This window comes from uncultured Metabacillus sp., assembly GCF_947503125.1.
Classification (GTDB): Bacteria; Bacillota; Bacilli; order Bacillales; family Bacillaceae; genus Metabacillus.
On sequence record NZ_CANNCR010000003.1, the window covers coordinates 138,805 to 160,675 of the forward strand.

The window sequence follows — 21,871 nt, forward strand, 5'->3', positions numbered from 1 at the left end:
AATTTTAGGTATGAAGTATCAGGGCAACTATGCCTCTTTCTTCGCCTTTACAAGCTCCCTAAACGGTGAGTTTTCTTTATAGAGTATGGAACTATTCTCCGGCCCAAAGCGTCTTTATAGATGTACTTATAAGAAAAGGTGGATATTTGTATGAAAAGAAAGATTTCGTATTTTCATCTAGTCATTTTGATGAATATCGTGCTGTTTGGTATAATGCTTTGGTGCTTAAACGAAATTAGAAAGTAGTAGATTTGCTGACATTTGTCGATTTAGAAATGGTATAATCATTAAAGACGATCATTTCTGAATATTTGCATTTTTATTCGACGAAGGGGAGTGGCGAGATGGAAAATCGAACAATGGAAAGAGGTTATTTTGGAGAATTTGGGGGAAGTTTTGTACCTGAGGATTTAAAAAATGTGCTGAATGTATTAGATGAGAATTTTGAAACATATAAGAATGACCCGGAGTTTATTAAGGAATTTAATTATTATATGAAGGAATATATCGGTAGGGAAAATCCGCTGACATACGCTGAAAACTTAACAAGGCAGGTCGGTGGAGCAAAAATCTATCTAAAGCGTGAGGATTTGAACCATACTGGAGCACATAAAATTAACAATGCGATTGGACAAATATTATTAGCGAAGCGTATGGGAGCAACGCGCATCATTGCCGAGACCGGGGCGGGCCAGCATGGGGTTGCGACTGCGACAGCCTGTGCGATTGTAGGCGGTATGGAATGCACGATCTACATGGGAAAATTGGATACAGAAAGACAAGCATTAAATGTGTTCCGCATGGAGCTGTTAGGTGCAAAGGTTGTTCCTGTTGACAAAGGACAAGGCAGGCTAAAGGACGCGGTTGATGAAGCATTAAATGATTTAGTGGCAAACTATAAAACAACCTTTTATTTGTTGGGCTCCGCAGTTGGACCACATCCATTCCCAACAATGGTGAAACATTTCCAATCAATTATTAGCGAAGAATCCAAAAAACAAATCCTCGAGAAAGAAGGCAAGCTTCCTAGGGCAGTTGTAGCCTGCGCCGGAGGGGGAAGTAATGCAATTGGCGCGTTTGCCCATTATATTGACGAAAAATCAGTTCGTTTAATTGGTGTTGAACCTGCAGAGGCTCCATCATTAACCGAAGGAACTCCAGCAGTCATCCACGGCTTTAAATGTTTAACATTGCTCGACGAAAACGGTGAGCCGCAGCCAACCTATTCGATTGCAGCTGGATTAGACTATCCAGGTATCGGTCCTGAGCACAGCTATTTAAAAACAACGAACCGAGCTGAATATGTAACAGTTACCGGACAAGAAGCATTAGAAGCGTTTCAAACTCTTTCTAAAGTGGAAGGGATCATCCCGGCTCTTGAAAGCTCACATGCGATTGCCTATGCTATAAAACTGGCAAAAGAGCTTGATCAAGATGATGCGATTATTGTTAACCTGTCCGGAAGAGGAGACAAGGATGTGGAGCAAGTTTATAAAATGCTTCAATCATAAAATAAATGAGGGATGACGTATGTCATCCCTCATTTATTTCCCCCACTGCGCTCCCCACTTTTTCATTTCCTTCAACATTTTATTAAGTGAATGACCCTTTTCAGTTAATGTATATTCAACCGTCACAGGGACTGTAGGAAATGTTTCGCGTGTTAATACTTCATGTGCTTCTAAATGGCGCAGAGTATCTGTTAAAGCTTTCGGACTTATTTTTGGAATGGCACGCTGCAATTCTCCAAATCGCTTCGTTCCATCAAAAAGTTCTTTAATAACTAGGAAAGACCATTTTCCACCGATAATTTCAAGCGCTTTTTCGATTGAGCATTCAATCTGTATTTCCTCTAATTTTTCCATCATATCCCCCTCAGGTAGTTACTATAAAATTTATAGTAGGTTACTAGATTTTTAGTATATCAATAATATTTCAGTACTTGTACACAAAATTCGTAAAATTTATAATTTTAGTGGGAGAACCAAAAGAAACCATTTTTGGTTTGTAAATGAAGAGGAGGATGGGATGAATGAAATATCGTCGTTTAGGAAGATCCGGATTAAAAGTAAGTGAGGTAAGCTTGGGAAGCTGGTTAACATTTGGTGCATCGACCGAAAAGGATAAGGCTATCCAAACAATTGAGACCGCTTACGATTTGGGGATAAATTCTTTTGATACAGCAAATGTGTATGCAAGAGGCGAATCTGAAAAAGTAGTTGGTGAAGCGCTTAGCAAATATGCACGAGATTCATATGTACTGGCAACAAAAGTGTTTTGGCCGATGGGAGATGGCCCGAATGATCGAGGGCTGTCAAGAAAGCATGTATTTGAACAGCTTCACGCAAGTTTAAAGCGATTAAAAACAGATTATGTTGATATCTATTATTGCCATCGTTATGATCCAGAAACACCTGTTGATGAAACATTAAGAACAATTGATGATTTAATTCGTCAAGGGAAAATTTTGTATGCAGGGGTAAGTGAATGGACAGCACAGCAAATTCAAGAAGCGGTAGGCACAGCTGATAAGTTTTTATTAAACCGTATTGTTGTCAATCAACCAAACTATAGTATGTTACAGCGCTATATTGAAAAAGAAGTCCTACCGGTATGTGAACAGCATGGTATTAGTCAGATTGTGTTTTCGCCATTAGCCCAAGGGGTTCTAACAGGAAAATACAGCTTAAGCAATCGTGCACCAGAAGGAAGCCGTGCTACAGATTCGAAGGCAAACATGCATATAGGAAATCTTTTAACAGATGAAACCTTGTTAAAGGTGGAAAAATTAGGCGGAATTGCAAAAGAGCTTGATAGTAGCTTATCACAATTAGCAATTGCCTGGATTTTACGCCAGCCGGGTGTTGCCAGTACATTGGTTGGGGCAACAAAGCCTGAGCAAATCATTGAAAATGTTAAAGGGGTTGAAGTGACATTAACGGAGGAAGTCATTTCAAGAATTGAAGAGATTCTAAAATAAAGAGAAATAGCTTATAATTAACCTCTTGATGGGGTTATGGAGAAGGTCGATAAATAGATAACTATTTATTGTCCTTCTCTATTTTAATGTGAAAAAATTCCGGCGGATCTAAACAAAAATTCCCTTTTCTCAGCATCAACTATGAAAAACTATTTGCTATCCTAAATCGAAATATATTACACTGTGAAGGGATAATTGCTGTCCATCAAACTAGTTTGATCCAAACAGAGAGGAATCGATTAATGTTACACGAATTTACTTTACATGTACCGTTTAAGCGGATTGATGAATACACGGAACTGCTGAATGCAGCGGGAATCTATAATCTTTATTATGAATCACCCATTGAAATCATTAAAGTCCAGAATGGCTATGGCTATGAAGAAAAAGAAAACGAGAAGGTTGATTTAAAAATTTACGCAAGTGATGCAGAGGTCGATCATTTACCAGAAGCATATTTTGCCCTTTTAGAAGAAACATTGTCTATTTCAAGAAACAGTATAAGCTATATTTCCCGTGAAGAAACAGACTGGGAAGAGACTTATGAATTTGAAGATATCGATTTAGGGAATGGCTGGGTTATCATGTATCCAAATTCAAAGGCACAATATGATGATCAGCATGTGTTGAAATTTGATCCATTGGCTGCATTTGGAACAGGCCTTCATGAAACGACCCAAGGCTGTTTGAGAATGATTTTGGATAAGGATTTAACAGGAAAAAGCGTTCTAGACTTAGGCACTGGTTCAGGAATGCTGACGATTGCCGCTTCCCTAAAAGGGGCTGAAAAAGTTGTTGCCGTTGATTATGAGGAGGTTGCAAGGGAGCTTTATCATAATGCTGAGCTAAATCAGCTGACGAATAGACTTGAGGTCGAGCAGGCTGATTTGATTACAGGTGATTATACAATTGATGATCAATATGATTTGATTTTAATCAATATTGGGGCAAATGAAACGATGAGCATCTTAGAAAGACATGACCTTTTAAAACACAGCAATGATTTTATCATCTCAGGTTTGGTTGAATGGCATATTGATCAATTGATTGCTGTATTTGAATCCGGCGGGTTTTCTATTAAAGAAAAAGCACAAACGAATGAATGGGTAACGATTCATTTTTCAAAAGGATATACGCACTTTTAATAGAAGGGTCTGACTCTTGATTTTGAGTCAGACCCTGACTATTTTAGGAAACGATAGCGATTGATCGGCCTCCCAATTCCCCCATATTCGATATGGATTTGTACAGTTCCCGTTTGCTCCATATATTCAAGATATCTTCTCGCCGTAACACGGGCGATGCCGATCCCTTCTGCCACCTCTTCCGCGGAAACGGCTTGACTTTGCTTTTTTAAATAATCACTTATTTTTTCCAGTGTAAGAGCGTTTAGACCTTTAGGAAGCTCCTTTTGTTCGGTTTTAGATGCTTGAAATCGGAGTAAATCCAATTCCTGCTGAGTAATTGCGTCCTTTTCCTTAAACTTTAAATGGTAGTTTCGGTAATTTGTTAGGGCTTGTCTGATGCGTTCAGATTTAAAAGGCTTCATAATGTAGTCAATTGCTCCGTGCTGAAGCACCTGTCTGACCGTTTCTATATCACTGGCAGCTGTGATTGCAATCACATCGGTATTTAGCCCTTCGGAACGAATTTGCTTGATTGTTGTTAGCCCATCCTGATTAGGCATATAAATGTCAACTAAAGCTAAATCAGGCTTTTCCTTTTTAATAAACTCGATTCCTTCCTTTCCATTTGACACTAAACCAATAACCGTGAAGCCTTCTACCTGTTCAACAAATTGTTTGTTGATTTCTTGAACCATCGGATCATCCTCAATCAGTAAGACACGTGTAGATGTACTCTTCATAGAAAAATTCCTCCATAACTTTACAGATTAAAGGTGATGATAAAGGAGGTACCTTGTTCGGATGTGGATTCAACTTTGATCGTGCCATTTGCTTTCTTAACAATCTCTTTTACTAAAAACAAACCGATCCCTCTGTTGGAGCCATCTTTTGTAGAGAAGCCTTCTTGAAAAATGAAAGCTTCTGCTTCCTTTGGTATTCCTTTTCCATTGTCCTCAACAAGGATGGATAAAAGCTTTTCATGCTGTTCTATACTTACATATATTTCTTGTTCTTTTCCGTTGCAGTCTTTAAAGGCGTCAAAAGCGTTCTCAATCAGATTTCCAAGGATGACGACAAAGTCATGATCATCAAGGGGAGGGGGGAATGAAGTCAATCTGCTGTGACGGTCAATATGAACGGTAATGCCAAGCTCCTTCCCGCGGCTCACTTTGCTTAATAGGAGGCCTGATAGACTCTCGCTATGAATGTTTTTGGATAAAAAACGTGTTAGCTCTTCGTGTTCCTCGGTTATTTGAAACACATACTCTAACGCTCTCTCTTTATGGCCAAGCTGGAGCAAGCCCGCTATTGTATGAAGCTTATTCATATGTTCATGATTTTGAATGCGCAAAGCGCTTACAAACGCTTTTACCCCTGTTAATTCTTCGGCGAGCTTTTTCACTTCCGTCCGATCCTGAAAAATCGCGACAGCTCCAACGGTTTTTTCCTCCACTTTTATCGGGATGCGGTTTGAGACAATATTTAGATTGCGAACGGTTAACTCTTTATTGTAGAGCGGTTTTTGCAGCTCAAGAATCTCTGGTAGTCTTGTATCAGGTATAATGGAATTAATGTTGTGACCAATAACGTCACCTGTAATGCCCATCATGCTTTTCGCTTTGTCATTAAAGATCGTAATCGTTTCATTTGTATCAATCGCAATAATGCCTTCATGCATCGCATTAAAGGTTTCTGTTCTCTCGATCACTAATTGAGCAATTTCATGTGGTTCAAGATTAAACATTTCTTTTTTGATTCGCAAGGCTAAAAGCCATGCACCCCAGCCGCCGAATAAAAGGGAGATCCCTCCTGTTAAGAGGATTTCAAAACGGACATTCCAGATCATTTCTAAAAATGTCGGAAGGATGTAGCCAACAACAACGACACCGACTTGATGGTGGTCTTTATTCATAATCGGAACAAATCCGCGAATAACGGTTCCGGCATCTCCTTTTGCTTTCGTTGTATAGGTAAGCTCAGCGAAGGCTGGCCTCTCATCATCACCTTGAGACCTTTTGCCAATCAGGCTGGGAACAGGATGGGACAGCCGAATATGGTTCATATCCATAACAACAATATAATCAGCATCATGGATGATTCGTAAGCTTTCGACTCTGCTATTAATCGTGTTCCGTTCATCTTTCGTACCTGTTATACTAGTGCTGATCTCCGGGACCTCGGCAACAGTACGGGCTGCCAGCAGGGCGCGCTGCTTTAAATCATCCTCGCGGGAATCAATAAAATTGCCAATAATCACGATACCGGCAAGCAACAAGGAAAAACTAACGATAAAAAAGGTGAGCCCCATAATTTTTGTTTTGATGGAAACGTAATGCATCCTGAGAGTTCCTTTCTTTCCAAAGAGGATGAACTTATTTTACCATGGAAAATCACACATGTTACAATGATCAGGATGAATAATGGGAGTAGATGTTAAAAATGAAATATTTATTCGCCTCAAGTATTCTTGTCATCATCGTGATCCTATGTTTCCTATTCTATCCTTTTGAGTTATTTAGACATGAAAACATCAGTTACGATGACGAACAAAAAGGCTTGTCTGAACAAATTACGATTCGGTTTAGTCATGTGGTTGCAGAAAACACACCAAAGGGACTAGCAGCACAAAAATTTGCCCAATTAGCCTCCGAAAAAACAGACGGATTAGTCAATGTTGAGGTTGTTCCTAATGGGACGTTATATACAGATGAAGAGGAATTGGATGCATTAATGAAAAACGATGTCCAGATGATCGCCCCATCCGTATCAAAAATGACAAAATTAGCACCAGAATGGGGATTATTCGACCTGCCTTTCTTGTTTCAAACAAATGAGGATGTCACAGCTGTCTTTACGAATGAAATTGGCCAAAATTTTTTAAAGCTCCATGAAGATGAAAACATCAAAGGAATGGCGTTGTGGAGCAATGGGCTGAAACAGATGACCAGCAGCGTAAAGGCGCTAAAGAAGCCTGAGGATTTTATTGGACAGCGTTTTCGGATCATGCCGAGTGACATCATTGCAGAGCAGTTTAGGCGATTAGAAGCAGTGCCAATTCCGCTGCCGTTTGATCAAGTGTATGTTTCTCTTGAAGCGAATAGGTTTGAAGGACAGGAAAACACCATTTCCAATATTTATTCTCGAAGATTATATGAGCTTCAAAACTATATGACAATCAGCAATCATGGATTTTTAGGGTATGTTGTTTTAATGAACAAGGAGTTTTGGAATAGCTTACCTAAAGATGTGCAAACAAGCTTAACAGAAGCTATGGAGGAGACAACAACCTGGATGATCAACGAATCCATGAAAATGAACAAACAACAGCTAAAAGTGATCGACAAAGATTCCTCGATTCAAATTCATTATTTAACAAATGAAGAAAGGGAAGCGTGGTTAAACAAGCTGATGCCTATATATCAAACGCTTTATAATCAGGTGAATGAAGAATTTGTGAAGGATTTTATTGAGCAAAGAAGGAAGCAACTGGAGACGCATTAATCTGTGTCTTCTTTTATTATTATTTGAAATATGAATGATGCTCAACAATTACTTATATTTCTATAACACTTTAAAACTTTTAGGGATGAATGATGGCTTTTGGAATAATCACAAAATGAGCAAATAAGTTATATAAAGCGAGAATATGGAGTCAATCGCTGCTCAAAATAGTGATTATTGTTAAGTTGCTACTTTTTAGGCAGCTACCTTTATGGAGCGAGGATGGAGGATTATTTTATCCTCTTTTTTTTATCTAAAAATAAAATTATTGTTATTTAGTAGAAAGACATGTTAGGATAAAATTAATAAATCATATATATGATGATTAATCTCATATGTGATTTTGGAGGTAATAACATGTCAGTAAAATCTGCTGAACGGGTTTTAAGAGTATTCGAGCTATTGGCTCATCACACAGAAGGTTTAACGATTAAAGAAATCAGTGGAAAGCTTTCATTTCCACAAAGCAGTACGTCTAATCTTATTGGTACTCTCTATCAGGAAGGATACTTAAACCAGGACTCTCATAAACGATATCGATTAGGGCCAAAGTTGATTCAAATGGGAACGCTCGCAATGGAGTCGCTTGATATTTCATCCCAAGGAACACCGTTTCTGAAAAAGTTAATGGAAGATGTACAAGAAACGGTATTCATGGCTGTTTTATCTGAGGGGCAGTTAGTATATATTGCCAAAATAGACAATAACCGTTCGATACGAACAACAGCTCAGCCAGGTTATCGCAAACCGTTGTATTGCACAGGATTAGGAAAGGCTTTTCTTGCATTCTTGCCTGAACATGAAAAAAACGCTATTTTAGACGAAACTGATCTTACTCCGATTACAAATAATACAATTACGAATCGCCAGGAGTTTGAACAGAAATTAAAACAGTTTGCTGAATGGGGATATTCTATTGATGATGAGGAAAATGAGGAAGGTCTATATTGTCTGGCAGCCCCCATTTTTGGCGCAGATCGAACAATCCAAGCTGCGATTAGTGTTGCCGGGCCAAAAGAAAGAATGATCAACAGGAAGGATTTTATCGTCGAAAAGCTCCTGCAAACAGCAAAGAACATTTCCGAAAGCATTGGATATTCATAAAGCAGAAATGGAGGAGAAACATGGAAGTTTTCTCCTCATACTTAATAGATTAATTGGAAGCGCTTGTAAATCTATCAGGAAAAGAAGATGTTTCCAGGTGAAAAATAAAGGAGGAACAGCATGTTAATGAATACACTGTCTAGCATTCTTGAAAACAAACTGATTGCTATTATCCGCGGAGCAAACCCGGAAGATGTTGTATCGATTGCGAAAGCATTGCATGAAGGCGGAGTAAACATGATCGAAATCACAATGAATTCTCCAAAAGCATTAGCTGGTATAGAAGCAGTAAAAGCTGAGCTTGGAAATCAGGTTCTGGTTGGAGCAGGTACCGTGTTAGACGCTGAAACGGCCAGAGCTGCCATTTTAGCAGGTGCCGAGTTTATCTTGTCTCCTACTATTCATCTTGAAACCATAAACATGACCAAAAGATATGGAGCAGTAAGCATTCCAGGTGCCTTTACGCCAACTGAAATTCTAGCAGCCTATGAAAATGGCGGAGATCTTATTAAAGTATTCCCTGCAACATTAGGACCAAGCTACATAAAGGATTTCCGCGGACCTCTCCCGCAAATACCGCTACTTCCAACAGGCGGTGTTGATGTAAACAATATTAAGGACTATTTGAAAGCAGGTGCAGTTGGCTGTGGAATCGGCAGCGCGCTTGTGAATACGAAGCAAAAGATAACAGCTGAATATCTCGAAAAAATAGCAGAAAAAGCAAGACAATTTGTAGTCGCTGTAACATCTGACAATTAAAGAGGAGAGTGTTATTGATGAAAATTACAAATTATGAATTATTCCAAGTACCGCCACGTTGGTTATTTTTAAAAATTGAAACAGACGAAGGGATTACCGGCTGGGGTGAACCAGTCATAGAGGGAAGAGCAACTACAGTAAAAACGGCAGTGGAAGAATTGATGGAATATCTTATGGATAAGGACCCGCTTACAATTGAAGATCATTGGAATGTGATGTATCGGGCTGGTTTTTACCGAGGCGGTCCTATCTTAATGAGTGCCATTTCCGGTATTGACCAAGCGCTATGGGATATCAAAGGAAAATACTACAACGCACCAGTGCATCAGTTGTTAGGCGGTAAGGCAAGAGAATCAATCAAGGTTTATTCATGGATTGGCGGGGACCGTCCTGCTGATGTTGGAAATGCAGCAAAAGCGGTTGTGGACCAAGGCTTTACAGCTGTAAAAATGAATGGGACGGAAGAGCTTCAATATGTAGATTCCCATGAAAAAATTGATCAGGTGATTGAACGAATTGCAGCGGTTAGAGAGGCGGTAGGTCCTTATATAGGAATCGGAATTGATTTCCACGGCCGGGTACATAAACCAATGGCAAAAATTTTAGCAAAAGAGCTTGAACCTTTCCGTCCTATGTTTATTGAAGAGCCTGTTTTGCCGGAAAATAATGAGGCGCTGCGTGAAATTGCCAATCTTGTCACCACTCCTATTGCAACAGGTGAAAGAATGTTTTCAAAATGGGATTTTAAAAACCTTTTAATGGATGGATATGTTGACATTATTCAGCCGGATTTATCCCATGCAGGCGGGATTACGGAATGCAAAAAAATCATTTCAATGGCTGAGGCGTTTGATGTTGCGGCAGCTCCACACTGTCCGTTAGGGCCCATTGCATTAGCTTCCTGTCTCCAAGTAGATGCTACATGCCACAATGCCTTTATCCAAGAACAGAGTCTTGGCATTCATTATAACCAAGGGAATGATTTATTAGATTACATTGTCGATCACAGCGTGTTCCAATATGAAAACGGGTACGTAAACATCCCGGATGGACCTGGGTTAGGAATTGAAATCAATGAAGATTATGTAAGAAAGATGGCAGAAATCGGTCATAATTGGAGAAATCCAATTTGGAGACATGCTGATGGCAGTATTGCTGAGTGGTGATTGTTACCTAGTAATTTTATTTTCTAGTAATGAAAAATATGATGATTAGAGCAAACCTATTATTGGGTCTGCTCTTTTTTATTTTAAAAGGAATTCCTAACTCTAAATAAAGACCAAAAAGAACAAAAAGACCATTAAAACCATAAATATAAAGTTTCAAAATTATCAGTTATTATAAAAATCAAGAAGTGAAAGCGGTATCAATAAGGGGTGAATGATGAATGAAAGTAAACTTTAGAAATTTAACTGTCCAGGTGATTATCGGGATTATCCTCGGGATTACAATCGGCTTTATTTTCCCGGAGTTTGGAGCACAGTTAAAGGTATTAGCTGACATTTTTATTAAGCTCATTAAGATGGTAATCGCACCAATTATCTTTTTTACGATTGTCATTGGAATTGGCAGCATGGGAGATTTAAAGAAGGTTGGCCGAATAGGCGGGAAAGCCTTACTTTATTTTGAAATTGTGACGACTTTTGCTTTAGCCATCGGTATTTTAGTTGTTACGATTATTCAGCCGGGCAATGGCTTTAATACAAATGGAGCAGAAGGGGCAGATGTCTCGCAGTACACACAACAAGCTGAAGAATCAAGTCATGGAATGATGGATTTTATCATGAGTATTGTTCCTGAAAATGCGGTTGCAGCCATGGCGGGAGGGGAATTATTACCAATTCTATTCTTTGCGGTATTATTCGGAATTGCAACGGCATCATTAGGCGAAAAAGCATCACCGGTTATCACGTTATTTGAAAAATTAACAGATATTTTCTTTGCAATTGTTAATATGATCATGAAAATTTCACCAATTGCAGCTTTTGGTGCCATGGCGTACACAATTGGGAACTTTGGTCTTGGATCCCTCGTAAATTTAGGTAAATTAATGGGCTCTGTGTATATCACGATGTTTTTCTTTGTCGTCCTTGTTCTTGGTGCGATAGCAAAATTTTATCAATTTAATATTTTTAGCTTCATCAAATATATTAAAGAGGAAATTCTGCTTGTTTTAGGTACTTCATCTTCTGAATCTGCTCTTCCAAAAATGATGGAAAAGCTTGAAAAATACGGGTGTTCTAAATCGGTAGTAGGTCTTGTTGTGCCAACAGGCTATTCCTTTAATCTAGATGGAACGTCGATTTATCTGTCGATGGCGGCCATTTTCATTGCCCAAGCCTATGGAGTTGATCTATCAATCTGGCAGCTTGCAACATTATTAGGTGTTCTAATGCTGACATCAAAGGGTGCTGCAGGGGTAACCGGCTCAGGATTTATTACATTGGCGGCAACATTAGCGGCGTTTCCGATGATTCCAGTTGAAGGAATGGCGCTTCTGCTAGGTGTGGACCGCTTTATGTCAGAAGCCCGTGCCATTACGAATTTAATCGGTAACGGAGTTGCAACAGTAGTTGTTGCGAAGTCAGAAAATGAGTTTGATCCAAATGGGTATATAGAAGCAGCAATTAATGAACCGGAAGCAAGTACATCGAGTTATGAAACATCTGTCGGTGCAGCAGTAAAATAAACTATTATATGAATTACGGAAAAAGGCTGACTTAAATTGGGTCAGCCTGTCTCTATGGAAGGGAAAAAGGAAATGATTTAAAAAGATAGAATTCTATAGAGAGGATCATTTAAGGAGGGCAAGCCATGCAATCAAGTCTATGTAAAGTGTTAGGTATTACACATCCGATTATTCAAGCAGGGATGGCTGGCGGTGCAACGACCGTTGATTTAGTAGTGAATGTATCTGAAGCTGGAGCCCTTGGTACTTTAGGTGCTGCATATATGAAGCCTGAAATGATAAGGGAAGCCGTTAAGAAAATAAAAGACCGGACAGCTCGTCCCTTTGCTGTTAATTTGTTTTGTACCTCAATGAAGGATGATGATAAAAATTTCACAGAGGTCCAACCAGTCCTAAATTGTTTTCGCAACAAATTAGGAATTCCAGAAGGAGAAGGAACAGTCAAGACAGCAGATGATTTTGAGGAACAATTTCAGGCCGTGATCGATGAAAATGTGCCGATCATAAGTACTGCATTTGGTCTGCTATCGGAAGAAAAAATGGAGCAAGTGAAAAGAAAAGGGATAAAAGTGGTTTCTATGGTCACAACGGTCCGGGAGGCGATCATGGCTGAAGAGACTGGAGCCGATGTTATTGTTGCACAAGGAAGTGATGCAGGCGGACATCGAAGCACCTTTGATATCCACGAGCATCCAAATGGAGCGAATATCGGAACATTTTCGCTTATTCCTCAAGTTGTTGATCATGTGAGAGTGCCAGTCGTTGCTGCAGGCGGGATTATGGATGGAAGAGGAATGCTCGCAGCGTTTGTTTTAGGTGCACAAGGAATACAAATGGGTACACAATTTTTAACAAGCAAAGAATCTGGAATTCACCACATCTATAAACAAGCATTATCTAGTAGTACGGAAGAAAGCACAGTACTAACAAAAAGCTTTTCAGGACGTCCTGCCAGAGGGATTCAAAATGAGTTTATTACGGAATTTGAAAAGACAGGTGTTCCGCCTTTACCTTTTCCAAGTCAAAATACATTAACAGCAGACATCCGAAAGGCCGCTGCAGCACAGAATAATCCTAACTATATGTCATTATGGTCTGGGCAGGGAACGAGATTGCTAAAGGAGGATAAGCCAGCTGAAAAAATCATCAAAGAGGTGCTAGCGGAAATGGAAGAGTCATTGCGGCTTATAAATAAAAACTAATGCTCCTTCAATGCCGTGTAATCCGATAAAATTGGGATTATTATTTGATAATTTTCAAATTTGATGGTTATTTTAATAGATGAAAATATGATATGATAGAATATATTTTATTGTGTAAAGGAGCTTTCTTATGGAAAAAGTACTTGTTTTTGGTCATAAAAATCCGGATACAGATACAATCTGTTCTGCGATTGCGTATGCTGAGCTGAAAAATAAAATCGGACAAAACGCTGAGGCTGTTCGCTTAGGTGAAATTAACGGTGAAACACAATATGCGCTTAACTACTTTAAAAAAGATGCACCACGTTTAGTAGAAAAAGTAGCCGGTGAAGTAAGCGAAGTTATTTTAGTTGACCATAACGAGCGTCAACAAAGTGCGGATGATATTACAGAGGTACGAGTACTAGAGGTAATCGACCACCACAGAATCGCAAATTTCGAGACTAGCGATCCGCTATATTACCGTGCTGAGCCTGTTGGATGTACAGCAACCATTCTTAACAAACTGTATAAAGAGCATGGCGTACAAATTGAAAAGGAAACAGCTGGATTAATGCTATCAGCGATTATTTCTGATTCTTTACTATTTAAATCACCAACATGCACACAGCAAGATGTTGACGCAGCAAAAGAATTAGCTGAAATCGCTGGAGTTGATGCAAATACATATGGATTAGATATGCTAAAAGCTGGTGCTGATCTAAGCGATAAAACAGTTGAGCAGTTAATCTCGCTTGATGCAAAAGAATTCCAAATGGGCTCAAGCAAAGTGGAAATCGCACAGGTTAATGCTGTTGATACAAATGATGTGCTTGTAAATAAAGCTGAAATTGAAGCAGCTCTTTCCAAGGTTGTCGCTGAAAAGGGATTAGATTTATTCCTATTCGTTGTAACAGATATTTTAACAAATGATTCTGTTGCTGTAGCCATCGGTAACGAAGCAAGCAAAGTAGAGCAAGCATTTAATGTTGAGCTTGACAACAACCAAGCCCTACTAAAAGGTGTTGTTTCACGTAAAAAACAAATTGTTCCTGTATTAACAGAAGCATTTACAAAGTAATTAATAGAGAAGCCATTCGCCTTATTTACTCAAGGTGAATGGCTTCTTTTTTATACATATGAAAAGTCATTATATACTTATTCTTTGTCAATTCTTGCTACAGTTTTGCAAATAATACATAATGAATAGAAATGCTATTATCTGTCTTGCGCTATTTATAGTATAATAATGGAGGTTAAGTAAACATTGGAAAGGTGGAATCACATGCTGAAATTATCTATTTCTTTCATCATAATTATTTATGTGTTTATTTCACCTGTTCTTCAGATAAAGGGCCATTTGACTGATGATGATTTGGAAAAAGAATTTCTTTCTATTATTTCTGAACTGGAGATAGAAGCTTCCAAATTAGCGGTGTTTAAAGAAATGAAAGTGACAAAGATGTTGACTGCATTTCATAGTAATGAAAAAAACGTCGCTATACATCTAATAGGGATGGATCAAATCTTACATAACATAATCGACTATTTTCCTCATGATAAGTCCTTTCTCATTGTGAAGAAATACCAATCAAATTATCTCAGCTAACTATTGATTATCAATATTTGAAGGTAATGATTTATCATAATGAAGGTAGGAGATTTTAAACAATGGTTAAAAAAAATCGCATCGTCGCATTTTTTATATTTCTTGTCGTTTTTTCAAGCATCATGCTGGCGACTTCTAAGGACATCTTAAACAATATTAAATTAGGCCTTGATCTGCAGGGTGGTTTTGAAATTCTATATGAGGTGAAACCTGCAAAAGAAGGACAAGTGATTGACCAAAAAGCACTTGCAGCAACTGCAGAAGCTTTAGATAAACGGGTAAACATTTTAGGTGTGAGTGAGCCTAATATCCAAATTGAAGGTGAAAATCGCATTCGGGTTCAATTAGCAGGTGTTGAGGATCAAAATGAGGCAAGAGAGATTTTATCAACAGAAGCAAACCTGTCTTTTCGTGATGCAAATGATCGTCTCATGATGGATGGTTCTGATCTTGCCGAAGGAGGAGCAGAACAAACCTTTGATGAGAATGGTAAGCCAAGTGTTTCAATAAAATTAAAAAGTGCTGATAAATTTCGTGATGTAACCCAGCAAATTGTTGATCTCACTCCAAACAACGTTTTAGTAATTTGGCTGGACTTCGAAGAAGGCAAGGACTCTTTTGCTAAAGAAAGTGCGAAGCCGGAACCAAAATACATTTCAGCACCAGTTGTAAACCAGGTTTTTAATCAAAATACGGTATCCATTGTAGGGGATTTTACGATAGACGAAGCAAAAAATTTAGCAGACATTTTAAATGCTGGTGCGCTGCCTGTTAAACTTGATGAAATCTACTCCACTTCAGTAGGTGCTTCATTTGGTGAACAAGCAATGGATAAAACAGTATTTGCAGGTATTATTGGCGTACTGGCAGTTTATCTCTTTATGATTTTTTACTATCGTTTTCCCGGCTTTATTGCCACGATCACCTTGACCATTTACAGTTATTTGACTGTTCTCGTTTTTGATTGGATGAACGTCGTTTTAACACTGCCTGGTATTGCAGCGCTTATTTTAGGTGTTGGTATGGCGGTAGATGCTAATATCATCACATATGAACGAATAAGAGAGGAAATTAAAGTTGGCAAATCAATGCAAGCTGCGTTTAAAGCGGGGAATCAAAGCTCGTTTTCTGCCGTTACCGATGCAAACTTAACAACGCTTTTAGCTTCTGCTGTTCTTTTCTTTTATGGGACAAGTTCGGTAAAAGGGTTTGCGACAAGCTTAATCATTGGGATACTCGGAAGCTTTTTGACCAACGTCTATCTGTCAAGATGGTTGCTTGGCCTATGGGTGAATAGTAGAATTTTCAATAAAAAACCTGGTTGGTTTGGGGTTAAGCAAAAAGAAATACATGATATATCTGAAAACTTTGATACTCTTGATCTTCCTACTAAATTTGATCGTTTTGATTTTGTAAAGCATCGTAAAAAGTTCTTTGCTTTTTCAGGAATCATCCTGCTGTTAGGGATCATATGCCTATTCGTGCTTCGTTTGAATCTAGGCATTGACTTTACAAGCGGGACAAGAGTGGAGCTGCTTTCTGATAAACCTCTAAATACGGAGTTGGTTGCAGCTGAGCTTGAAGAAATTGAACTGCCGACAGATGATATCGTCATTTCAGGAGAAGAAAGCAATTTAGCGGTTGCAAGATATAAAGGAATCCTTTCAAAATCAGAAATCGCAACGTTAAAGAGCCACTTTAGCAAGGAATTAGGGGCAGAGCCAAATGTAAGCAGTGTGACGCCGACTGTTGGTAAAGAGCTGGCCAAAAATGCTTTGACCGCATTGCTTATTTCTGTTGTAGGATTGATTATTTTTGTCACCTTCCGCTTTGAACTTCGAATGGCTGTTTCAGCCGTCATCGCGCTTTTATATGCAACATTTTTTGTCATTCCGTTCTTTAGTGTGACGGGTCTGGAAGTAGATATCACGTTTATTGCTGCGCTTTTAACGGTTGTCGGCTATTCAATTAACGATACAATTGTCACCTTTGACCGCATGCGTGAGAATATGCAAAGAAGAAGGTATTTGAAGACATATGAGGATATCGTTGATGTCGTCAATACAAGTTTACGACAAACATTGGGGCGTTCTGTTAACACCGTTTTAATGGTTGCGATCACTGTTCTTTCGCTGCTGATCTTTGGAAGCGAGGCGATTCGGCCGTTTTCAATTGCATTATTAGTTGGTTTGATCGTTGGAACCTACTCTTCTATTTTTATCGCTGCTCAGCTTTGGGGAGAGTGGAAGCATAAGGAATTGAAGAAGAAAGGTGTTATTAAGACCTTTAAAGAGAAACGTGTGTATTCAGATGAACCACAAGTGTAAGCTGCGATGCTAGAATAAAAAAGGTTAGATCAGGCACAGAGGTGAGTAAACCTCTGTGTATTTTTTTAAAGGTAAGAAAGTATAAAATTTTGTACTTAGTTTTAGTGTCTAGCTCCAGCGCCTAGCCCCTCTAGGGTCTAGCCACTCATGAATTGAAGGCAAAGAACGCCTTCTATTCATGAGCGTCTTATTTGCCCTAGGCTGATCAAGGCGCTTACGCTTTTCTTATGAGGAGATTGGGTTATTTACCTTCATTACCATCTTCTCTTATTGCCTCATTATGATCTTCTATTGGCTGGGGATGTCCATATAGCAGGTTAATTTCTCTTGCCACCTCATTTAAAAACTCGTCCGATAATAAGAGCTTCTTTTCCTTTGACATGTCATTCACCCTTTACTCGTTTTACCTATCATTATCATTGACGTTTTCATCATGAATATTCCAGACTCATTTTTTATGTTCAACAAGAAAAAATTACGATTAGGTATTTACATAGCAAAATCTTAGGAGTATGATAATCATCAGTTTCATAATTCAAATCGCTTAATCCATTAGGAACGGGGGACCCATTTTCACGTGGATCATTGATCCTTTGGGGTGAATCCTTAACAGGTAGGGATACTCTTTTGTCCCGAACCCGACAGCTAACTCCGTAAGCGTTATGAGAGGAAGGTGGAGCTGGTGTGACAGACAAAATGAATGTCCACAAGCTATTAACGGTGCCTTTGTGGGCTTTTTGGCGTTCCTAAAAAAGATATAAATTGATCTTATTGAAGGCTTATATCCCTGAATGTGGGGAATATAAGCGTGTAATCAAAAAAACGTGGTGGTGTAAGAAATGGTATCTACGGTAAAAAGAATCTTAATAGGTCGCCCCTTAAAGTCAACAGAATTAGGGGAACAAAAACTGAATAAGAAGAAAGCTCTGGCTATTTTATCTTCTGATGCTTTATCATCTGTTGCATATGGGCCAGAACAAATTTTGCTTGTTTTAATGACAGTAAGTGCCGTTGCCTTTTGGTACTCAATCCCAATCGCAATTGGCGTATTATTTCTCTTATTGGCACTCCTATCGGCAAATTATTTTTGCCTATCCGCACGGAGGTGGGGCATATGTCGTTTCACGAGAGAATCTTGGAGTAAATCCAGGGCTTGTTGCAGGCGGTTCATTATTGGTTGACTATATTCTGACTGTAGCAGTTAGTGTGTCGGCGGGAACAGATGCGATTACTTCCGCTTTTCCTGCCTTACATTCATACAATGTCATCATCGCATGTTTACTTGTTGTGTTTTTAACTATCTTGAATTTAAGAGGGGTTACTGAATCAGCTTCCTTTTTAGCCTATCCAGTTTACTTATTTGTTTTCGCTTTGTTTGTCTTAATTGGAGTAGGCTTATATCAGATTGTGACTGGTCATGTCTCACCAGAGCTTCATGCACCTGTTGGGTCGCCGGTTACTGGTATAACCTTGTTTTTGCTGCTTAGAGCATTTGCGTCAGGTTGTTCTGCTTTAACTGGTGTAGAAGCGATTTCGAATGCGATCCCCAATTTTAAGGACCCAGCTCCGAATAATGCAGCGAAAACGCTGACAGCAATGGGGATATTGCTCGCGATTTTATTTTCGGGTATTGTTTATTTAGCCTATTACTATGGTATAACACCAAAAGCAGAGGAAACGGTTGTTTCACAAATAGCATCAGAAACCTTTGGAAGGAATTTCATGTATTTCTTCATTCAAGGAACAACAGCTATGATTCTTATTCTAGCGGCAAATACCGGTTATTCTGCTTTCCCTCTATTGGCTTTTAATCTTGCAAAGGATAAATATTTGGCAAGAATGTTTACCATTAGAGGAGATCGCTTAGGGTATTCTAATGGTATCATATTTCTTGGAGTGGCTTCCATTCTTTTGATTATCGCCTTTAGAGGACATACTGAGCAATTAATTCCGCTTTATGCAGTTGGTGTATTCATACCATTTACCTTATCTCAAACAGGGATGCTGGTTAAATGGATTCGTGAAAAGCCTGATGGCTGGGTGGTAAAGCTGACAATTAACTTTGTCGGGGCATTCATTAGCTTTTTAGTTATGATGACGTTCTTTATCACTAAATTTGGCCAGGTGTGGTCTGTTGGTTTTCCTGCCAATTCTTGTGTTCATTTTTCATCGGGTGAAAAAGCACTATGACGCAGTAGGAAACCAATTAAGAATCACAACATGTGAACCAGTTAAACCAATTGAGGGAAATGTGATTATTGTTCCAGTCGCAGGAATTACTCATGTTGTAGAGAATTCATTAAATTATGCGAAATCTTTAAATGCTGACCAAATCATTGCTGTTTATGTTTCGTTTGAACGAAAGGATGAAAAAACCTTTGAACAGAAATGGGAAAAATGGCAGCCGGATATTCGGCTAGTGACATTACACTCATATTATAGAAGCATCATCCAGCCGCTATCAAAATTTATTGATACAGTGGAACATAAAGCAGATGAGTCAAATTATCGGGTCACGGTGTTAATCCCGCAATTTATTCCGAAGAAAAGATGGCACTATATTCTTCATAATCAGTCAAGCTTGTTAATTCGGGCTGTGCTTTTGTATAGGAAAGATGTTGTAGTTACTACAGTTCCTTATCATCTAAAGGAATAAAATGTTGGTAGATATGAAAATTTATACCATGAATCTATCTTAGCTTAAGTGAGTAAATTGTGATAAAACCTTCTATTTTAAGGAATAGAAGGTTTTTGTATTTTAGCAAGGAAATCATTCTGAAGAAACAGAATATTAGAGCTTTTTGCTGAATGATTGACCATCATAAGATGATTTGCTATTCTCAAATCTAGTTAATTAAATAGAGTTAAAATCCTCATCGCTATCCTGGTGAGGTAGAGGTTGCAACAATTAAGAGTAGTTCTTACTGAGATCTGGTGGGATCATGGAAGAAGAAACAAAAGGAATTGTTGCCGAAGCAAGGAATGACCACACAGCTATCCTTGCTGGGACTGCACTGAATAAGTGCAGGACTGTCATAGGTTTTTTCTATGGAGAGCTATTACGGGATAGGATGCGGGTTTTTTGAATAAGAACGCGTAGAGTATGAATCTATGCGTTTTTTTAATATCATTTATCAATTCGGAGGAATTCTTATGATAGACAAAAAATGGGGGCTTTAAGTTTTGACCTCCTTAGTAGTTGGAAATATGGTAGGCTCGGGCATCTTTATGCTTCCAAGCACACTTGCACAGACAGCAAGTCCTTTAGGGGTAACCTTTGCATGGATCATTACCGGGCTGGGTGTTTTGATGATTGCCCTTGTCTTTGGTAAGTTAGCAATCCGCAGGCCTGATTTAACAGCTGGGCCTCAAAGCTATGCACGTGAATTATTTGCATCAAAGAATAAGGGAAATGTTGCCGGTTTTGGTATGGTTTGGGGATATTGGATCGCAAACTGGATAAGTAACGTTGCGATTATTACAAGCTTTGCAGGCTATCTATCTACTTTCTTTCCTATCATGAGCAACCCATCCATTTTGTTTACAATTGGAAACCAAGATGTTGAATTAGGGAGACTTGTGACATTTATTGTTTGTACCCTGTTACTATGGGGAACACATTTCATTTTGGTAACGAACCTAAATGTTGGAGGAAAAGTAAATGTTGTAGCAACTTCTACAAAAATTATTGGCTTTGTTTTATTTATTGTCGCAGCGCTTTTTGCATTTCAATCCTCAAATTTAGGAGATTTATATTCACCTGTTGTTGATGCTAATGGACAAACACATGGATTATCCAGTCAAATCAATTTAGCGATGATTTCGACCCTATGGGCATTTGTTGGGATTGAGTCTGCTGTGATCTTATCTGGACGGGCAAAATCTCAACGCGATGTCAGCCGCGCAACTATTATTGGCTTGTTTATCGCGTTAACGATCTATACAGGAATTACATTACTGATCATGGGCGTTTTACCGCAGGAGGTATTAAAAGCTTCTGACAAACCATTCGTAGATGCGCTTTCTGTTATGATTGGCGACATGGGTGCAACCGTTATGGCCATCCTTGCGATTGTTTCATTGCTTGGCTCGACAATCGGTTGGATCCTTCTAAGTGCTGAAGTGCCTTATCAAGCGGCAAAAAAAGGAACTTTTCCAAGCTTTTTTGCCAAGGTAAATAAGAAAGGAAGCCCGGTTCGTGCTTTAACCGTTACAAATGCTATGTCGCAAATTTTTATTCTTTCCGTCATTTCAGGTACGATTAGTGAGGCATATACATTTTTGACAACTTCTGCAACACTGGCCTATCTTATTCCTTATTTTGTTTCAGCGTTATTCTTCTTAAAGCTTGTGATAAAAGGAGAAACATATGATCGTATAGCAGGTTCTAGATGGTTCGACGGTTTGATTGCAGTTTTAGCACTTATCTATTCGGTATGGGTTATTAAATCAGGAATCTCAGATTTAACGACATTTTCGTTGGGAATTGGATTATTTCTAGCAGGTATTATTATTTATCCGTTTGTAAATCGTAAAAAAACTAACAGTCAAGTTGGTCATGAAGCCGAATAACCAACGATTTTAGATTAACCAA

17 protein-coding genes, 1 pseudogene and 2 riboswitches are annotated in these 21,871 nt (G+C 38.8%); of the genes and pseudogenes, 14 read left to right on the plus strand and 4 right to left on the minus strand.

The genetic code is table 11. From position 1 onward, the window contains the following. Positions 1 to 344 precede the first annotated feature (344 nt). A complete protein-coding gene (trpB, locus tag Q1B07_RS04150; protein WP_299087268.1) occupies positions 345 to 1,511 on the plus strand; it encodes a tryptophan synthase subunit beta in 1,167 nt (388 codons plus the stop codon). Between the two features lie 33 nt (positions 1,512 to 1,544). Here the strand turns inward: trpB and Q1B07_RS04155 are convergent, their stop codons facing one another. Next, positions 1,545 to 1,865, minus strand: a complete 321-nt coding sequence (locus tag Q1B07_RS04155; protein WP_299087266.1) for a helix-turn-helix domain-containing protein — start codon at positions 1,863 to 1,865, stop codon at positions 1,545 to 1,547. Between the two features lie 167 nt (positions 1,866 to 2,032). Between Q1B07_RS04155 and Q1B07_RS04160 the strand changes: the two genes are divergently transcribed. Further along, a complete protein-coding gene (locus Q1B07_RS04160; RefSeq protein ID WP_299087264.1) occupies positions 2,033 to 2,980 on the plus strand; it encodes an aldo/keto reductase family protein in 948 nt (315 codons plus the stop codon). Positions 2,981 to 3,222: 242 nt separating this feature from the next. Next, the gene (locus tag Q1B07_RS04165) at positions 3,223 to 4,125 is read left to right on the plus strand and encodes a 50S ribosomal protein L11 methyltransferase (RefSeq protein ID WP_299087263.1); all 903 of its coding nucleotides are present in this window, start codon (positions 3,223 to 3,225) and stop codon (positions 4,123 to 4,125) included. 38 nt (positions 4,126 to 4,163) lie between these two features. Here the strand turns inward: Q1B07_RS04165 and Q1B07_RS04170 are convergent, their stop codons facing one another. Together Q1B07_RS04170 and Q1B07_RS04175 are read right to left on the minus strand one after the other, a co-directional pair. Continuing rightward, positions 4,164 to 4,847: a response regulator gene (locus tag Q1B07_RS04170; protein WP_299087262.1), complete on the minus strand. Its 684-nt coding sequence runs from the start codon at positions 4,845 to 4,847 to the stop codon at positions 4,164 to 4,166. Positions 4,848 to 4,867: 20 nt separating this feature from the next. After that, positions 4,868 to 6,445, minus strand: a complete 1,578-nt coding sequence (locus Q1B07_RS04175) for a sensor histidine kinase (RefSeq protein WP_299087261.1) — start codon at positions 6,443 to 6,445, stop codon at positions 4,868 to 4,870. Positions 6,446 to 6,546: 101 nt separating this feature from the next. Here Q1B07_RS04175 and Q1B07_RS04180 point away from each other — a divergent pair, with 101 nt between their 5' ends. The 9 genes from Q1B07_RS04180 (at position 6,547) to secDF (ending at position 17,277) form a co-directional block, all read left to right on the plus strand. Continuing rightward, the gene (locus tag Q1B07_RS04180) at positions 6,547 to 7,608 is read left to right on the plus strand and encodes a DctP family TRAP transporter solute-binding subunit (RefSeq protein WP_299087260.1); all 1,062 of its coding nucleotides are present in this window, start codon (positions 6,547 to 6,549) and stop codon (positions 7,606 to 7,608) included. A 357-nt stretch (positions 7,609 to 7,965) separates the two neighbouring features. After that, a complete protein-coding gene (locus tag Q1B07_RS04185; RefSeq protein ID WP_299087259.1) occupies positions 7,966 to 8,712 on the plus strand; it encodes an IclR family transcriptional regulator in 747 nt (248 codons plus the stop codon). Between the two features lie 126 nt (positions 8,713 to 8,838). Beyond that, a complete protein-coding gene (locus tag Q1B07_RS04190) occupies positions 8,839 to 9,471 on the plus strand; it encodes a bifunctional 4-hydroxy-2-oxoglutarate aldolase/2-dehydro-3-deoxy-phosphogluconate aldolase (protein WP_299087569.1) in 633 nt (210 codons plus the stop codon). A gap of 17 nt (positions 9,472 to 9,488) precedes the next feature. Beyond that, positions 9,489 to 10,637 (plus strand): galactonate dehydratase, encoded by a 1,149-nt coding sequence (gene dgoD, locus Q1B07_RS04195; protein WP_299087258.1) that lies wholly within the window; start codon positions 9,489 to 9,491, stop codon positions 10,635 to 10,637. A gap of 221 nt (positions 10,638 to 10,858) precedes the next feature. Further along, positions 10,859 to 12,160, plus strand: a complete 1,302-nt coding sequence (locus tag Q1B07_RS04200) for a dicarboxylate/amino acid:cation symporter (protein ID WP_299087257.1) — start codon at positions 10,859 to 10,861, stop codon at positions 12,158 to 12,160. Positions 12,161 to 12,285: 125 nt separating this feature from the next. Beyond that, positions 12,286 to 13,362 carry a nitronate monooxygenase gene (locus tag Q1B07_RS04205; protein ID WP_299087255.1) on the plus strand — a complete coding sequence of 359 codons (1,077 nt, stop codon included), beginning with the start codon at positions 12,286 to 12,288 and terminating at the stop codon, positions 13,360 to 13,362. Positions 13,363 to 13,492: 130 nt separating this feature from the next. Then, a complete protein-coding gene (locus tag Q1B07_RS04210) occupies positions 13,493 to 14,422 on the plus strand; it encodes a manganese-dependent inorganic pyrophosphatase (RefSeq protein WP_299087253.1) in 930 nt (309 codons plus the stop codon). Positions 14,423 to 14,626: 204 nt separating this feature from the next. Then, on the plus strand, positions 14,627 to 14,950 hold the full coding sequence (locus Q1B07_RS04215; protein WP_299087251.1) for a hypothetical protein: 324 nt from the start codon (positions 14,627 to 14,629) through the stop codon (positions 14,948 to 14,950). A gap of 62 nt (positions 14,951 to 15,012) precedes the next feature. Then, positions 15,013 to 17,277: a protein translocase subunit SecDF gene (secDF, locus tag Q1B07_RS04220; RefSeq protein ID WP_299087249.1), complete on the plus strand. Its 2,265-nt coding sequence runs from the start codon at positions 15,013 to 15,015 to the stop codon at positions 17,275 to 17,277. Between the two features lie 241 nt (positions 17,278 to 17,518). On the opposite strand, the gene Q1B07_RS04225 is transcribed toward secDF, so the two are convergent. Further along, on the minus strand, positions 17,519 to 17,659 hold the full coding sequence (locus Q1B07_RS04225) for a bacitracin ABC transporter ATP-binding protein (protein WP_299087247.1): 141 nt from the start codon (positions 17,657 to 17,659) through the stop codon (positions 17,519 to 17,521). Between the two features lie 149 nt (positions 17,660 to 17,808). Next, positions 17,809 to 17,951, plus strand: a riboswitch (cyclic di-AMP (ydaO/yuaA leader). A gap of 165 nt (positions 17,952 to 18,116) precedes the next feature. Between Q1B07_RS04225 and Q1B07_RS04230 the strand changes: the two are divergent. After that, positions 18,117 to 19,933: pseudogene (locus Q1B07_RS04230) on the plus strand (APC family permease). A 229-nt stretch (positions 19,934 to 20,162) separates the two neighbouring features. Continuing rightward, positions 20,163 to 20,344, plus strand: a riboswitch (Lysine riboswitch). Positions 20,345 to 20,460: 116 nt separating this feature from the next. Continuing rightward, on the plus strand, positions 20,461 to 21,849 hold the full coding sequence (locus Q1B07_RS04235; RefSeq protein ID WP_299087245.1) for an amino acid permease: 1,389 nt from the start codon (positions 20,461 to 20,463) through the stop codon (positions 21,847 to 21,849). The last annotated feature ends 22 nt before the right edge of the window (positions 21,850 to 21,871 follow it).

Bases quoted from the DNA above. Each gene is read 5' to 3' on its own strand.
- Q1B07_RS04200 (WP_299087257.1), top strand. From the start codon at position 10,859: ATGAAAGTAAACTTTAGAAATTTAACTGTCCAGGTGATTATCGGGATT.
- Q1B07_RS04170 (WP_299087262.1), bottom strand. From the start codon at position 4,847: ATGAAGAGTACATCTACACGTGTCTTACTGATTGAGGATGATCCGATG.
- Q1B07_RS04190 (WP_299087569.1), top strand. From the start codon at position 8,839: ATGAATACACTGTCTAGCATTCTTGAAAACAAACTGATTGCTATTATC.
- Q1B07_RS04180 (WP_299087260.1), top strand. From the start codon at position 6,547: ATGAAATATTTATTCGCCTCAAGTATTCTTGTCATCATCGTGATCCTA.
- Q1B07_RS04215 (WP_299087251.1), top strand. From the start codon at position 14,627: ATGCTGAAATTATCTATTTCTTTCATCATAATTATTTATGTGTTTATT.
- trpB (WP_299087268.1), top strand. From the start codon at position 345: ATGGAAAATCGAACAATGGAAAGAGGTTATTTTGGAGAATTTGGGGGA.
- Q1B07_RS04175 (WP_299087261.1), bottom strand. From the start codon at position 6,445: ATGCATTACGTTTCCATCAAAACAAAAATTATGGGGCTCACCTTTTTT.
- Q1B07_RS04225 (WP_299087247.1), bottom strand. From the start codon at position 17,659: ATGTCAAAGGAAAAGAAGCTCTTATTATCGGACGAGTTTTTAAATGAG.
- dgoD (WP_299087258.1), top strand. From the start codon at position 9,489: ATGAAAATTACAAATTATGAATTATTCCAAGTACCGCCACGTTGGTTA.
- Q1B07_RS04155 (WP_299087266.1), bottom strand. From the start codon at position 1,865: ATGGAAAAATTAGAGGAAATACAGATTGAATGCTCAATCGAAAAAGCG.
- Q1B07_RS04185 (WP_299087259.1), top strand. From the start codon at position 7,966: ATGTCAGTAAAATCTGCTGAACGGGTTTTAAGAGTATTCGAGCTATTG.
- secDF (WP_299087249.1), top strand. From the start codon at position 15,013: ATGGTTAAAAAAAATCGCATCGTCGCATTTTTTATATTTCTTGTCGTT.
- Q1B07_RS04165 (WP_299087263.1), top strand. From the start codon at position 3,223: ATGTTACACGAATTTACTTTACATGTACCGTTTAAGCGGATTGATGAA.
- Q1B07_RS04160 (WP_299087264.1), top strand. From the start codon at position 2,033: ATGAAATATCGTCGTTTAGGAAGATCCGGATTAAAAGTAAGTGAGGTA.
- Q1B07_RS04205 (WP_299087255.1), top strand. From the start codon at position 12,286: ATGCAATCAAGTCTATGTAAAGTGTTAGGTATTACACATCCGATTATT.
- Q1B07_RS04210 (WP_299087253.1), top strand. From the start codon at position 13,493: ATGGAAAAAGTACTTGTTTTTGGTCATAAAAATCCGGATACAGATACA.